Source organism: Marinomonas sp. CT5, from assembly GCF_018336975.1.
Lineage (GTDB): Bacteria > Pseudomonadota > Gammaproteobacteria > Pseudomonadales > Marinomonadaceae > Marinomonas.
Genome location: NZ_CP025572.1, coordinates 3,102,884 through 3,118,376 on the forward strand (window position 1 = coordinate 3,102,884; position 15,493 = coordinate 3,118,376).

A 15,493-nucleotide genomic window follows, 5' to 3' on the forward strand; every position below is an offset into this window, starting at 1 on the left:
AGAATAAACAATATCAACAACAGCTTAGAGAAAAAGGGTTAACACAGAGCATGTCGCGCAAAGGGAATTGTTTAGATAATGCGGTTGCCGAAAATTTTTTCGGTATACTGAAAACGGAAATGTTCCATAATGAGGTGTTTAAAAATGCCGATGACCTTATTGAGCAAATCAAAGAATACATCGATTACTATAACAACGAACGAATTAAGCAGAAACTAAAAGGCCTGAGTCCGATTGAATATCGAAATCAGACCTTACTAGCTGCTTAGAAATGAGTCCAACTTTATGGGGTCACTTCAAAGATCGGTTTTTTTTGCTTTGCACTATGTATTAAAGATCCGCGTTAGCAATGCCATCCAGATAACGCTCTGCATCCAATGCCGCCATACAACCTGTGCCCGCTGATGTAATAGCTTGACGATAGATATGATCAGATACATCACCGGCGGCGAAAACACCTTCAACACTGGTTTGAGTCGCATTACCCTGCGTTCCAGATTGCACTTTCAGGTAACCATCTTTCATTTCAAGCTGACCTTGAAAAATATCGGTATTTGGCTTATGACCAATTGCGACAAACAAGCCAGCAACAGCAATTTCTTGCTTATCACCCGTTTGAGTATTTTTAATACGAACACCCGTTACACCCGCATCATCACCTAACACTTCATCTAACTCAGAATTCCATTCGATTTTTACATTGCCGTTTTTGGCTTTTTCCATCAATTTATCTGCTAGAATTTTTTCTGAACGGAATTTGTCACGACGGTGAATAACTGTCACGCTTTTCGCAATATTCGCCAGATAAAGCGCTTCTTCTACAGCTGTATTACCGCCACCGATGACAGCCACATCTTGGTTACGGTAGAAGAAACCGTCACAAGTCGCACAGGCCGATACACCTTGTCCCATGAATTTAGTTTCACTTTCCAATCCTAAATACTGAGCACTTGCGCCAGTAGAGATAATCAACGCATCACAAGTATATACACCACTGTCGCCTTCTAAACGGAATGGGCGGTTTTTCAAATCCACTTTGTTAACATGATCAAAAATGATCTCTGTTTCAAAACGTTCAGCGTGCTTGCGCATACGTTCCATCAGCTCTGGACCCTGCACACCTTGATCATCACCAGGCCAGTTATCTACTTCGGTAGTCGTCGTTAATTGACCACCCATTTGCATACCTGTAATCATCACAGGATTAAGGTTCGCACGGGCCGCATAAACCGCTGCGGTGTAACCCGCAGGACCTGAACCTAAAATCATTAATTTAGCGTGTTTTACATCGCTCATGTTATTGCTCCTGTAAATGAATGCTTACCAGACACTAAAATAGCTGGCTAAAAAAGACTGTGTTGAATTCTAACGAAATTCTGCTGAAATTCTTAGAGAAAAATATTAATTATTAAAATAGGGACGCTCTATCGGTTTTCAAGCATTGCATTACATCTAACTAAGATGAACATGCCGCGCACTTAGGGTCCTGCGTTAGACGCATCTCCCGCCAACTTCCCTCAAAACCATCAAATAACCTCAACGCACCGTGCTTAACCTTTCCACAACCGCTTGCTAGCTTTAACGCTTCAAGGGCCTGATAAACGCCCAACATACCCACCACAGGTGCAATAATGCCGCTTTCATTACAACTCAGCTGCTGATCAGACAAGGATGGGTATAAACATTCATAGCAAGGTGCCGTTTGTTGATGATATAAAAAACTCACTAGCTGACCTTCCCACCGAATTGCGGCGGCACTCACTAATGGTTTTTTTAATGACAGACATGCACGATTAATCGCTTTTCTCGCAGAAAAATTATCAGTGCAATCCAATACCACATCCGCCTGTGAAACAGCTTTTAACAAAGACTCATCGGCTAATTTAGCTGCAATCATCGCAACATTAACAGAGGGATTTTTCAAAGCAATTTGCTTTGCAGCCGCATCAACTTTATCTAAACCAAGATGACTTTCATCGTAAAGCACTTGGCGCGGCAAATTACTGTTTTCTAATTGATCACCATCTGCCAAGGTCAAATGCCCCACTCCAGATGTTGCTAGATAAGTAGCAGCGATATTCCCTAACCCACCCAATCCAATCACCAAGACTTTCGCCTGAGCAAGGTTAAGTTGACCCTGAATATCAAAATTGGGCAGCAATAATTGTCTACTATAGCGATCTAACTCTAATTCGTTCATTTTCACCTTACTTTCTTACAACTGATTCTGCCCGAGTGGTCAATTATTTGCTAAACTCGCTTAATTATTTTACCCACGAGCACCAATATGAAGTTTCCCGGCAGACGTAAACTTAAACACTATTTTCCAGTCTCTCAGCCCAAACCGACTTTACCTACGTCAGAAGTTCGACCAGATAAAGACACCTACATTGTCGGCTTAGATGAAACTATCGTCGACGTAGTCGCGAATGTCTCCGATGAATTTTTAGACACATTCAACATCCAAAAAGGCCTGTCTAATCTTGTCGATGCTGACACGGCCTCCGCTATTTACAGCGAACTCACTGCGCAAAATAGTATTTCTGACCACTTTGCTGGCGGTACTATCGGTAACACCATACACAATTATTCTGTATTAGCCGATGACAAATCCGTTCTACTTGGCGTCATGTCAGCTAACATTACTCTTGGGTCACCAGCTTACCATTATATCTGCCATACCAGCAGCAAAGTCGATATGAATCACCTTCAAGGTGTCCCTGGTGATATTGGCCGAGGCATAACCTTAATCACGCCAGATGGAGAACGCACTTTTGCCATCGCACCAGGTGACATGGATGAACTAGACGTCGACCACATTCCTGAACCGATAATCGCTGGTGCCGCCGCTATGGTGACTTGTGCTTATCCATTACGCCACCAAGGCAAGCCAATTAAACAGGCCATGTTAAAATCCTTGGAATACGCTCACCGACATCAAGTGCCAACTGTACTCACACTGGGAACAAAACATTTAGTAGAAGAAAACCGAGACGAACTGCTTTCGCTAATAAAAAAATACGTCAATGTATTGGCAATGAACGAATTAGAAGCCGAAGCATTAACTGGTTTTTCCGACCCACTACAAGCGGCCAGTGCGATTCTCGATCATGTGGATATTGTGCTTTTGACCGCAGGACCTGATGGCATGTATTTATGCGGTCACACAGACGATGAAATTAAACGTGAAACCACCAATCCAATAAAATCTGGCAGCTTAGCAGATTTTAACCGCTGGGAGTTCAGTCGCCCTATGCTACGTGAAGCCTGCAAAAAACCCGTTAAAGTATTTTCTCATATCGATCCGTATATGGGTGGACCAGAAAAGATCAGTAACACCAATGGTGCAGGCGATGGTGCGCTGTCTGCTTTGCTGCATGATATTTCAGCAAACCACTTTCATAAAGAAGTGGTACCAAACTCCAGTAAACACTTAGCGCCATTTCTAGCCTATTCTTCGTTCGCACAAATCTGCAAATACTCTAACCGAGTAAGCTATGAAATACTGGCTCACAACGCTTCTCGTCTATCAAAAGGTCTACCTGAGCGAGAAGACAGCCTAGAAGAGGCTTATTGGGAAAGATAAATCCTCTAATAGCTTGTTAGAGACACAAAAAAACCATGCCTTGGCATGGTTTTTTTTATATTCGTTGCTAGAAAAATAGCAGGTTTAGCTCATTGCTTCGATGCCAAGCGCATCATTACGCTCAAACATACGATCAAGCTCAAGCAAGATAACCAACTCTTCTTCTTTCTGGTAAACGCCTTGAATAAACATCAAAGCTTCATCATTACCAACACTAGGGCTTTGCTCAATCTCACCTTGATACAAGTAGAATACTTCTTGTACAGCATCAACTAGCAAGCCAACCTGCTCACCATCGTGCTCGATGATAATGATACGAGTATCATCAGTAATAGTGCACTCTGGTAGACTAAAGCGTACTCGAGTATCAACAACTGTAACGACGTTACCACGTAAATTAACAATACCTAGAACATAAGAAGGTGCCCCCGGAACCGGAGCGATTTCGCTATAACGTAACACCTCTTTAATCTGCATGACGTTAATACCATAGGTTTCGTCAATCAGCTTAAAGGTTAGATACTGCAACAACTCGCCTTTATTCGATTCAGATAAGGCTTTCCCATTTTCTTTAATAGGCGCTAATTCAGACATGGCTCACATCCATATTCAAGTTTAATAAGAGTAATGTAGAACTCATCACAAGCTTTGTCTAGTGTAAACAAATCGTGATGAGTCTACGAGCAAAGTTAAGTAACAATTAGTTGTCTTGTTGTATCCCAACTATTGTCCAATTTCCATTTGCATCAGACATGTTTTTTTCCAAATGCCAAATTTCATTGGTTTCGGAAGTCTGATCACCTTCTTTAATCCAGCCTGAAAACTGCAACGAAATAGAAGCAATAGAGCCAATGTATTCACCACGTACCAGTTCAACCATCAAAGAAATGACTTCTGTACGAGGTTTGTTATCACCATAATTGGCACGTTCTGTCACCAACATGTTGTATAACTCTGGGCTAACATAATCTAGAATTTCATCGAAATTATTGTCATCCCATGCTTTTTGCAATGTGATGTAATGATTTTTTGCTTCAGCAACAAACGCCTGCTCGTTAAAACCTGGTGGCAGTTTGATTTCTGGCTGTCCACCAAAACCACTCATTCCAGACATTGGAGAAGGCTGAAAACCATCACGAGTCGAATTTGGCACTTCACGGAACATACCATTTGCCCCACCGGCTTGCGCCTGTGCTGCACGACGTTTTGGCGCGATAAAAAACTTGTAAATCAAGAAGCCGATCACGGCAAACAACAAGATATCGCCGAAAGAAATACCATCAAAGGCACCGCTTCCTAGCAAAGCAGCAAATAGACCACCCGCTAGTAAACCGCCTAAAAGACCACCACCCATGCCACCTAAAAATCCAGATTTTTTAGTGCCTGCTGCTGCGTTTGTCGTATTAGAAGACTTCGCTGTTGTACTTTTAGGCTTAGAGATAGAAAAGCTTTTACCGAAGCTTTTGCCACCACCAAACTTCTTCGCTTGGACATCGGCACTATAACCACCAGCACCAATAGCCAATACAAATGCCATCAACATGGCAAAGACTGTTGTTTTCACAAAACTCTCCTTTATTTAAAATTGACCAAACCAACGGCGTTACGTAAGTCTGAAATCCTTCCACGTGCACGAGCTCGGGCTTTCTCCGCTCCTGCTTGTAATATCTCTTCTACATGAGCAGGATTAGCCATCAACTCTAGGTACTTTTCACGTGGCTCAGAGAGTTGACCATTAATCAAAGCAAAAAGTTCCTTCTTAGCTTCGCCCCAGGCAATACCATCCGCAAAATTCTGACGCATTTGCGCCACTTGCTCAGGCGTTGCAAACGCTTTATAGATATCAAACACAGTTGAGTCATCAGGATCTTTCGCTTCACCTGGCTCTAACAAGTTTGTTTTGATTTTATTAATACCTTTTTGCAGTTTCTTCTCGGTATCAAATAAAGGAATGGTATTGTTATAACTCTTACTCATTTTGCGCCCATCTAGGCCTTTTAGAATAGAGCCTTCTTCGCCTACTACCGCTTCAGGCAAAACAAAATGTTCACCAAACAAATGATTAAAACGTCCCGCAATATCTCGTGCCATTTCAATATGCTGAATTTGGTCACGACCTACTGGCACTTTATGTGCATTGAAGGTCAAAATATCGGCCGCCATTAATACTGGGTAGCAAAACAACCCCATGGTAGTACCAAAATCAGGGTCTTGATCATTGGCAAGGTTTTCATCCACTGCAGCTTTGTAGGCATGCGCACGGTTCATCAAACCTTTTGAGGTAACGCAAGTCAGTAGCCAGTTTAATTCTGCGATTTCAGGAATATCAGACTGACGATAAAAAGTTGCTTTATCGGTATCTAGGCCACACGCTAGCCAGGTCGCCGCGATTTCTAAACGAGACTGTTTCACACGCTCAGGATCTTGACACTTGATCAACGCATGATAGTCCGCAAGAAAGAAGAAAGATTCCGTATTATCTTGACGGCTCGCTTCGATCGCTGGACGAATAGCTCCCACGTAGTTGCCTAAGTGTGGAGTGCCTGTGGTGGTAACACCTGTTAAAACAATTTCTTTTGCCATTGTTGTACTCTTTCCTACTTTGCACAGAGTTAAATTTTCATTGCTTAGAAATGTAAATGCCGCTTACCCTATCACAAAAAAACGATGGCAAGAATGACCCATTACGATTATTTAACCGCAGGTTTTACAAGTCTTTTATACACAAACAATACAATGGAGCTGAATGTCCCAATATCAATACCAGAGCTCATTAATAAGACCAGAATCACGTTGAATGCGCGAATGGGTAGCCGAGCGAACCAAGCCGCTCGATCCCCACAAGGTAAACGATGTTTTCGCCCGCGTAATCCCCGTATAAAGTAACTCTTTGGTTAACACTGGAGATGGTGTCATCGGCAGTAATAAAGCCACTTTTTCGAACTCTGAACCTTGCGATTTATGCACCGTCATCGCAAAAACCACTTCAAACTCACTCAAACGACTTGGTAGCAAGCCAGTAAATGAACCATCCGGCTGCATAAACCAAACTCGAAGACGCTGAAACTCATCCGGCATGCAAAGACCAATATCCCCGTTAAACAAACCTAATGCGGCATCATTGCGTGTCAGCATTACCGCTTTTCCGGGATACCAAACATGGGGATCTTTCACCCGCCCACGCTGATAAAAATACTGCTCTAACTGAGCATTCACTTTTTCGACACCAAACTCACCCTGACGAACCGCGGTCAAAATTTGATAGCGCGAAAACACATCATATAACTTGGCAATCTCTAGATTCTGCCGTACCGCTTCCCAGTACTCGTCATACCCTTTCGCCAAAGCGGCAATGTCAGCTTTGGTCTGCTGTTCATCAGGCACACGCCATTCAATATCAGCATAATCGGATTGCAAGCAGCGCAAAACGGCTCGACTATCGCCAGCATTCATGGCTTTTGCCAAATGCCCAATACCGCTATTGGCATCAAAACGATAACTGGTTCGCAATAAGGTCAAAGCGCGACTAATGGCTGGAGCGGATGGGTTGCCAAATGAGGCCAAATTTTCGCCCGTCAGTTGACTTAGACGCTCTGCCCACTCCGGCTGAAAATACACATCCTCAATTCCATAGGATAAATCCCCCAGCACACTGCCCGCCTCTACAGACGCCAACTGATCTTTATCACCCAGTAAAATCAGTCGACCATGTGGTGGCATGGCATCAATCAGTTTTGCCATCATCGGCAAATCCACCATGGAGACTTCATCCACCAGCAACACATCCAGATGAAGAGGATTGTCTTTATTGTGTTTGAATCGGCTGCGACCAAAATCACTGCCCAGTAATCGATGCAAAGTACTGGCTTGTTCCGGTATGGCAAGCTTTACATCGTCACTCAAAGGCAGGGCGGCTTTGGCTTTAGAAATAGACTCGGTCAATCGAGCGGCCGCCTTGCCCGTCGGTGCTGCTAACTCAATTCGTAATAACTGACCTTGTGCAAAAGACTGAGCAACCAACAAAGCCAATAAACGGGTAACCGTGGTCGTTTTGCCCGTTCCTGGTCCGCCACTTATCACAGAAAAAGGCTGGCTCGCCGCATTGGCAACCGCCACTTTTTGCCAATCCACATTGTTAGATACATTAGGAAAGAGCGTGGCGAGCAAGCCCGCGTCTACCGTAAAAGGAGCAATAGACAGCTGCCCTTTAAGATACGCCAGCACTTGCTGCTCATATTGAAAATAACGAAACAAATACAAACGCGTACCAGCGAGTACCATTGGGCGCTCAGTCATCTTGTCCGCTGGCGAAACCAATCGACTGCCTTGCAAAACCGCACACCAATCAGCCGGAGTATTCACCTCACAACCCCCGAGAACCGCTCGCAATTCCTCTAATTCAATGCCTTCAGGCGGCCTGTTCCACAGGCTCTCAAGATCAATACAAATATGACCCGCCCCAAGATACGCACTGCACAAAGCCCCCGCTAGATGAACAGCCAAATGATCTTCTTTGGTATGTTGCGCCAATTGCTCAATCCATTGGCAATCAATGGCACGTAGAACCCCTCTGGTTTGCCAATCTGACAAACTGAATGACGTTGCAACAGAAGAGCTTTCTTCAAGCGTTTTATCATCAAGGGAGTCGAGCAAACCTAGCTGGTTAGAAAAGTCCATATTGCACGGCTCCTTCATTCGCTGAATCACTTTGCCCTTTCTCTAAGCGGTCACCGCTAAACAAGGCATCCAGTGCATTAACATGCTCAAGTGTTAAACGGCTGTGAAAAATACCGCTTTGCTGCCTTGGCTTCATGCCACGTAAAAACAAATACACCACACCGCCCACATGCTTTTCGTAGTCATAGTTCGGTAAACGCTGCTTCAATAAACGATGCAAAGCCAAAGTATAAAGCTGATATTGCAAGTCATACCTGTGTTCTGCCATGGCATGAACCAGCTTCTCTGGCTCGTAATCGGCAAAATCCTCTCCCAAGTAGTTCGACTTATAATCCAACACGTAATAGCGACCTTGGTACTCAAACAACAAATCGATAAAACCTTTTAACATGCCTTTTAGAGGACGATCCTGAATCATGGGTGCTACTTTCGACACATCGTCATGCTCACGAGAAATACGGTCCAGCTGCAAAGCATTCATGCCGGTCACAGGAATAAAAAACTCCATTTCCTTACGACACGCCGACGGTGTCAAACGGCCCAAACTCACACCAGACATCAACTCGGTATTGACAATATCAGGCAGCCAATCACTCAACACATCCTGCCACTCTTCAAAGCCCTGACGCTGATAAAAATCCGCCAACAATTTATGATGACTGGTTTTTAATAAATCATTAAAGCTGGGATTATCAGACACCTCATGCAGTGCTTTTCCTTCCAGCGTGTCGTGCAAAAATGTTCCCGGCTTTGCGCCTTTTGGAAAGGTAAAACGATTCTTTTCTGGCTCCTTGGGTGACTCTAGCGCTTCCATCTCATCCAGCAGAGGGTCAACAAAGCGCGTCATTTCATCCAAACCGGGCACACTTTCGTCATGATGTTCTTTGTCTTCCACCACCAAGGACGAATAACTTCCCACCCACCAATCACGCTCCACTCGTCCGGTGAAGTCCCGAGCTTTGGGCTCAACAGGTTCGGCTTGAATCATTTTGAATCTAGGCAAAACTGGTGGCTCATCCGGCAAATCCAACAGCTGCATTTGCCCATCTTGGTAACGCTCGCATAAGCGCTCAATGCTAGGATACAAATCCCCCGCTTCGAACGGCTCCCCTTCCCCAATCAAGGCTCCAACACCACTAAGATGCACATCTGATACAGCACCTCGGGTCTTATTGGATTTTTTGCCTACATCCATCGCGCCGATAAAACAGGCTTCTTTGGAACGAGTTAACGCCACATAGGCCAAACGTATTTCCGCCGCGTACAGTTCTTCTTTGTGTTGTTCGGTTTGCGCTTCATCTGGATCAATCGCAATCCACAATTGCTGCTGTTCATCATGATACAAAGCAGAGCCGCCCTGATCCCGATAAGGCGTGAAGGCAAAAGGCAAATAAACAATGGGATATTCCAAGCCCTTACTTTTATGAATAGTGACGATACGCACTAGCTCCGCATCGGTTTCAAGGCGGATCTTTTGCTCGTCACTGTTGCCATTCGGGTTCTGGATCGCCAATCTGAGATAACGCAACACCCCTTCTTTGGAATCCAACTCAAGGGATTTCTGCTGTAACTTTTCCGTTAAATGTAAGAAATCGGTTAAACGTCGTTCCCCACCTGTATGGCTGAGAATGTTCGCAGCCAAAGACACGTCCTGCATAAACTCACGCAACATGGGCAACAAACCTTGTTTATCCCACAGTGCTAAATAGTTACGAAACGCTTGCCCCCACTTTTCATACACCACATCATCATGATTTAACGTATCCAACTCTTCCAGCGACCAATCCACCAAACTGGTTGCCAACGCCGAACGCAGCTTGCTTTCTTGTCCGATAGACAAAATCGCCGTCAGCACGATCAGTAACTCTCGCGCTTCTACGGTTTCAAACACGGAACCTTTGTCACTCAAATACACACTGGAAATACCACGTCGGCGTAACGCGTCTTTCAAATCATTGGCTTGACTAAAATTGGTCACTAGCAAGGCGACATCTTTCGGTCTCACGCCCTGTCCATTGATCAGCGAGGTTCCTTGCTGGCCTTCCAGCAACAACTGATGCAAATGCGCGGCGCAGGATTCCGCCATTGTTTGACGATATTCTTTTGCCGAAACAGGTTCGTCACTGCCTTGGTACAAAAACTGTAACGCACTTTGCGCCTCACCTTGTCGTGAGAAGCCAGTGGCAATGCCGCGATCTTGTACTTCGACAAAAGGAATGCCCGTCACACGAAACGGCTCAGCTTGGGTGATAAAAAGTCCATTCACGGCCTGAATCATAGCGGCAGAAGAACGATAGTTAGTCGCCAAGGAATAAACGCTATCCACCCGCTTTTTGGCGGCCAAATAGGTGTAAATATCCGCGCCACGGAAGGCATAAATCGCCTGTTTAGGGTCGCCGATCATGATCAACCCCAGGGCATTCTGGTCCACTTGAGCCTGTTCATAAATAGTCGAGAAGATTCGATATTGCACCGCATCCGTGTCTTGAAATTCATCGATCAACGCAATGGGGTAAAGATGTCGAATACGCTCTGCCAACTTGCCGGCTTCGTCTTGTGCCAGCGCCGCATCCAACGAAGTCAGCAAATCCGTAAAAGTCAGGGATTGGGTACTGCGCTTCCAGCGTTTCATGCGTTCTTGGGTTTGCTGCCACAGCTGAGTGAGCAATACAGCTTTTAATCGACCCGCATCAGGAAAGCTTTCACGCAAGGTTTGCACCAAAGCAAAAAACTCATGAGCGGGTAAATCGCCCCCTTTGCTTAATCGGCTGACATGCTCATTGGTATCAAACTTTTCGAGACTTTTATCCAACTCAAAACGTGTCGAATTCGCCCATTGAGTCATGGCTTGGATGTCTTTTGATGGATCTTTGCGCCAAAACGTACGCTTAATGCCACTGCGTTCAAGAGCATCAATAATGTCTTGCGACTGTTCCAGCCACAGGGTGCGCACCGCGGCCATAACAGACTGAGCCTGAGTCAAAGCGGCTTCCCAATCATAATCAGGCACGGCGATCTTGGCGTCCGGCTGATTATTAAGCAAATATAAGTCTTTCAGCAGCGCCTCTGGGTTCGACCAAATAGGCTGAATCAAAGCGGCCTTAGTGTCGTCCATTGGATAAAACACACTGCGCCACACGTCTTTTACCGCCATAGACAGCGGTGCCAGTTCGTCTGTCTCAATGGTTTGCTGGAACAGCATACGACTTTCAAAAGCATTCTGGCTCAACATTCGCTGACAAAAACCATGAATGGTAAATACCGCCGCTTCGTCCATTTGCTTTTCCGCGTAGAGCAATTTTTCAATCGCCCCTGCGCGATGTTCTGCTGACATGTTCACTATCCAATCAGCCAGAAACACATCGTCACTTTCGCCCTGCAACAAGGCTTTTCGGGCGGTTCGAATCCGACTACGAATCCGCGCTTTTAGCTCGGCTGTGGCCGCTTCGGTAAAAGTCACCACCAAAATCTGATCCACCGTCAAAGGCTTGTCTAAATCTCCAGCCTGTCCAGTTGGCACCAGCAAACGCAAATACAAATTGGCAATGGTATACGTTTTACCCGTCCCAGCACTGGCTTCTATTAAGCGTTTGCCAAACAGCGGGAAGGTTAAGGCATTCAACGGTTCAGGAACCATATTCAAACCTTCTGCTTGAGCGGACTCGGCAGATAAACTCATTCTATGACCTCCAAGTGACGATGCATGGGCAACCAAATTTGCTCACACAAGGAGACAAACTGCGCCTTTTGACGATTCAAGTCCGGAAAATAACGCTGCCAATAGGCATCATCGACTTCACTGCGAGTAAACGCAGAGCTGTTGTCTTGATAAAGTTTCAACGCCTGCTCCCAAGCGATATCAGCATCTTCAAGGGTCTTGCTGGAACAATAACTCTTGCACCATGCGTCCGCGCTTTTCGCTGGCAAAGCAATCGGCTGACACAAGCCTTGTTGCAACAAGGCCAGCATAGTATTCAGATAATCTTGAGCGTCGTTCGGTGGAATGATAATAAAACTGTGCTGTAGCAACTTGCCCGTTTTGGTCAAATTAATTAGGTGGTGCTCTTTTGGTGTTCCTTGCGCGCACAAGGCCAAGTGTTCGATCCACGCCTGCATTTTTTGATGTGCCGATAAATCACCAATGCGATAAGACAAGCGCGTCGTCGCCGTTGGCAAATCCAACCAGGCTTGCAGCACAATGCTGCCCATCGTCAAATTCACTTCAATGGGCTCGCACTCTTCCAGCGCGTAACCTTGCAAAACAGACAATAACTGACGACATTGGCCACGGCTCTGCTGCAAAGACAAACGGCCTAATGCCCCGTAAGGTAACGCGCCCATCAAGGACAAACGCTCGACAAACGACGCTTCATCGCCTTTCAACATGGCTTGCAGCAAGTTTTCTCGTAATTGGTAACCCGCTAAGCCATCCAGCGCGAAGGGTTCATCTTCTTTTTCTTCCTCTTCTTGCAGGCTTAAATAGGCTTTCAATCGACGCTGAGTAAAGTAGCGAGTCGGGTGCCCGATGAATCGTGACAATTCATCCAGCGCTAAATCTATCCTTGGTTGTTCCAAGCCCTCCAATGGAGAAAACACCTGAGCCTCATCGTCTACAGGAACGCTAAGCAAAGCGGGCAACCATTGCTCGTCGTAGCTGTATAAACGGGCATCTTGTGTCCGATTTGCCAAGGCTGAATCCGCCGTTTGTGGGTTGGAATAATAAGCCGCATTAAAGGGCTGCAAAGGATGTTCAAGAATCAAGCGTTCAAATAACGCCTTTTGCGCGTCGTCTGGTGCCAGTGCCTCATCCCCTGAAAACACACAGCTTTGACCTATGTATTCCAGCAGTTCACTGACTAATATGGACGGATTCTTCTCACTGTTATCTTGAATGCTGCGACCAACATAACTGATGTAAAAACAATCTCGTGCCGACATCAGCGCTTCGAGGAACAGGTATTTGTCGTCTTCTCGTCGGCTTCGGTCGCCACTGCGATATTGCCCAACCATAAGATCAAAGCCCACAGGCGCCACGCTTCGCGGGTAATCCCCTTCGTTTAAACCCAGTACATAAATCACTTTAAATGGCACAGAGCGCATGGGCATCAGAGTACAAAAATTGACTCGCCCGGCTAAAAAGCGCTGCCCACCTTGGGACTCTTGCAACAAGGGCGATAACAATTGACGGATCACTTGTTGATCCAATGGCGCATCAAAATGGGCTTGCTGCCACTGCAGGGTCAACGCGTCTAGCTGCTTGCTGAGCAAGGCGGGAAAACCGTCGTCCTCCTCCACCAAGAAAAAGCGATCAGCCAAATAATACAAAGTAGAAATCCACTCTTTAGGAGCAAGAGATTCCATCAGTTTGGCTTGGGCGTCATTAATGGCGACCAAAAAATCCGCCAATTTGCCCGCCACAGAGGCTTCCAAACCTTCTACATCACCGTAACTGAGCGTGCCTTCCCAAATATGATCATGGCCCATGGCATAACCCAATAACATGCGGCGCACGCCATTGAGCCAAGTGTGGGATTCTTGCATGGGCAAATCATGCTGTTGCGCGGTGTTGCCATCCAGCCCCCAACGAATGCCTACTTCGGTCGCCCACTGGCGAATGCGTTCTAGCTCGTCAGCGGTCAGTTCAAAACGCGCTAACACGGCTGGCACTTCCAACACACTGATCAGTTCTGACAAGGTAAAACGGCTTTCACCTAAGCCCAGCAAATACAAATACGCGTCGACGATGGGATTTTCCATGCCGCCAGATTGGTCGATCAAGGCAAATGGAATGTGCTTTCTGCCCTGCGCGTTACCTTTAACCGAGCCGAAAACCGCCTTAACGAACGGGCTATAAGTATTCACATCGGGCAACATGACGATGACATCTTTTGGTGTCAGGCTCGGATCTGTCTCGAACATATGCAAAAGCTGATCGTGCAGCACTTCCACTTCGCGCAAAGGGCTGTGGCACAAATGCACACGAATACTTTGATCATCGGCAGCGATAGGATGTCGATAGCTCGAATCGCGAATCTTGGCGTCTCGCTCTTGCTGTGAACCATGGTTTTCTAGGGACAGCACATCTTGCTGAATCCACTGCAATAGACCACTGGATTCATCATTTAGGTAGTCTTCAAACACTTCTAATTCGTTATCGGCCATTTCTTGTAGCTGGGCGATATAATCACGACCAAGTCGCCCCCAGCTTGCCAACAATGGGTTTGCGTCCAAATGCAAGGTATCGGTACTCAAGCCCGGCTTGAGTGTTTGACGTTTAATCTCTCGACCCAAGTAGTGTTTATCGACCACATCCCCCCAGTAAAAACGGCAAGGGTTCTGCAAGAATAAATGCACATCAATCCAGCCAGAAGCGGCCAGCACTCGAAGAGACTCAAGGGTATTGGGTGGTAGCGAAGACACACCAAAAATAAAAATTCGCTCTGGCACACCCGCAGGACGCCCTCTAGACTGGGTCGCCTCATGCAGGGCTTCGATCAAGTTTCCTCTATGATACAAAGAAGTCCCTTGCTGACTAACATCGGCCACCAGATCACGCCACAAAATGGCTTGCCAAGGTTGCTGATCAAACAACGCCTGCAACGCTTTATCATCCGTATTGGCTGACTCCCAAGTCTTGATCCAATCAGGACGATACACCAAATATTGGTCGTAAATATCGGCAATGCTACTGCACAACTGAAAACGCCTAATTTGCGTGTCGTCTTCTTGCAGATACCAACTCAACGCCTGAAACTCAGGTTCCGCCAAACGCGCATCTAACAAACGCATTAAACGCCATACCAAAAAAGGTTTGTTAAATTCACTCTGTGCCGGAATATCATCCAGTGTGTGCGCAAAGGTTTGCCACACAAAGGTAGAAGGCAAAGGAAACACCAACCCCGCGGCAATGGAATGGGATTCAGCCAAATACATTTTCAACCATTGTGCCATGCCAGGGTTTTGCACCAAGATGGCTTCATCATCAAACGGATTTTCTGGCGGTGAAACAGCCAAAATCTTCGCAAGCAACACAGCCAAATCTTCTAGACGGTTACTTGTGTAAAGTTGAAACATGCACGAATCCTAGGCTTCAGAATAAGAGTCAAAAACAGTAACAGAGGACAAAAACTCACTCGTTCTGTCATTTAAGCAGCGATTTAGACAGCAATGCCAAACAATGAATAAGCGTAACCTTGGTAGAACCAAAAAAGAAGGACTGAATGCTTTAAA

The 15,493-nt window shown here is 45.8% G+C and carries 10 protein-coding genes; 2 read left to right on the forward strand and 8 right to left on the reverse strand.

Annotated elements, in window-relative coordinates:
* On the forward strand, window positions 1-269 hold a 269-nt coding region (locus C0J08_RS14805), incomplete at its 5' end, for an IS3 family transposase (protein ID WP_212652702.1).
* A 61-nt stretch (window positions 270-330) separates the two neighbouring features.
* Here the strand turns inward: C0J08_RS14805 and trxB are convergent.
* Both trxB and C0J08_RS14815 read right to left on the reverse strand, forming a co-directional pair.
* Window positions 331-1,296 (reverse strand): thioredoxin-disulfide reductase, encoded by a 966-nt coding sequence (trxB, locus tag C0J08_RS14810; protein WP_212652703.1) that lies wholly within the window; start codon window positions 1,294-1,296, stop codon window positions 331-333.
* 160 nt (window positions 1,297-1,456) lie between these two features.
* On the reverse strand, window positions 1,457-2,200 hold the full coding sequence (locus C0J08_RS14815; protein ID WP_212656324.1) for a HesA/MoeB/ThiF family protein: 744 nt from the start codon (window positions 2,198-2,200) through the stop codon (window positions 1,457-1,459).
* A gap of 87 nt (window positions 2,201-2,287) precedes the next feature.
* Between C0J08_RS14815 and C0J08_RS14820 the strand changes: the two genes are divergently transcribed.
* Entirely contained in the window at window positions 2,288-3,586 is a 1,299-nt protein-coding gene (locus tag C0J08_RS14820) for an inosine/guanosine kinase (protein WP_212652704.1), read from the forward strand.
* Between the two features lie 84 nt (window positions 3,587-3,670).
* Here the strand turns inward: C0J08_RS14820 and C0J08_RS14825 are convergent, their stop codons facing one another.
* The 6 genes from C0J08_RS14825 to recC form a co-directional block, all read right to left on the reverse strand.
* Entirely contained in the window at window positions 3,671-4,180 is a 510-nt protein-coding gene (locus C0J08_RS14825) for a chemotaxis protein CheW (RefSeq protein ID WP_212652705.1), read from the reverse strand.
* A 106-nt stretch (window positions 4,181-4,286) separates the two neighbouring features.
* Window positions 4,287-5,150 carry a Tim44 domain-containing protein gene (locus C0J08_RS14830; RefSeq protein ID WP_212652706.1) on the reverse strand — a complete coding sequence of 288 codons (864 nt, stop codon included), beginning with the start codon at window positions 5,148-5,150 and terminating at the stop codon, window positions 4,287-4,289.
* An 11-nt stretch (window positions 5,151-5,161) separates the two neighbouring features.
* Window positions 5,162-6,169, reverse strand: a complete 1,008-nt coding sequence (locus tag C0J08_RS14835) for a tryptophan--tRNA ligase (RefSeq protein WP_212652707.1) — start codon at window positions 6,167-6,169, stop codon at window positions 5,162-5,164.
* Between the two features lie 174 nt (window positions 6,170-6,343).
* Complete coding sequence (recD, locus tag C0J08_RS14840; protein ID WP_212652708.1) at window positions 6,344-8,263, reverse strand: exodeoxyribonuclease V subunit alpha; 1,920 nt, start codon at window positions 8,261-8,263, stop codon at window positions 6,344-6,346.
* Window positions 8,250-11,942, reverse strand: a complete 3,693-nt coding sequence (gene recB / locus C0J08_RS14845; protein ID WP_212652709.1) for an exodeoxyribonuclease V subunit beta — start codon at window positions 11,940-11,942, stop codon at window positions 8,250-8,252. The genes recD and recB overlap by 14 nt, the downstream gene beginning before the upstream one ends.
* On the reverse strand, window positions 11,939-15,337 hold the full coding sequence (recC, locus tag C0J08_RS14850; RefSeq protein WP_212652710.1) for an exodeoxyribonuclease V subunit gamma: 3,399 nt from the start codon (window positions 15,335-15,337) through the stop codon (window positions 11,939-11,941). The genes recB and recC overlap by 4 nt, the downstream gene beginning before the upstream one ends.
* Between the last annotated feature and the right edge of the window lie 156 nt (window positions 15,338-15,493).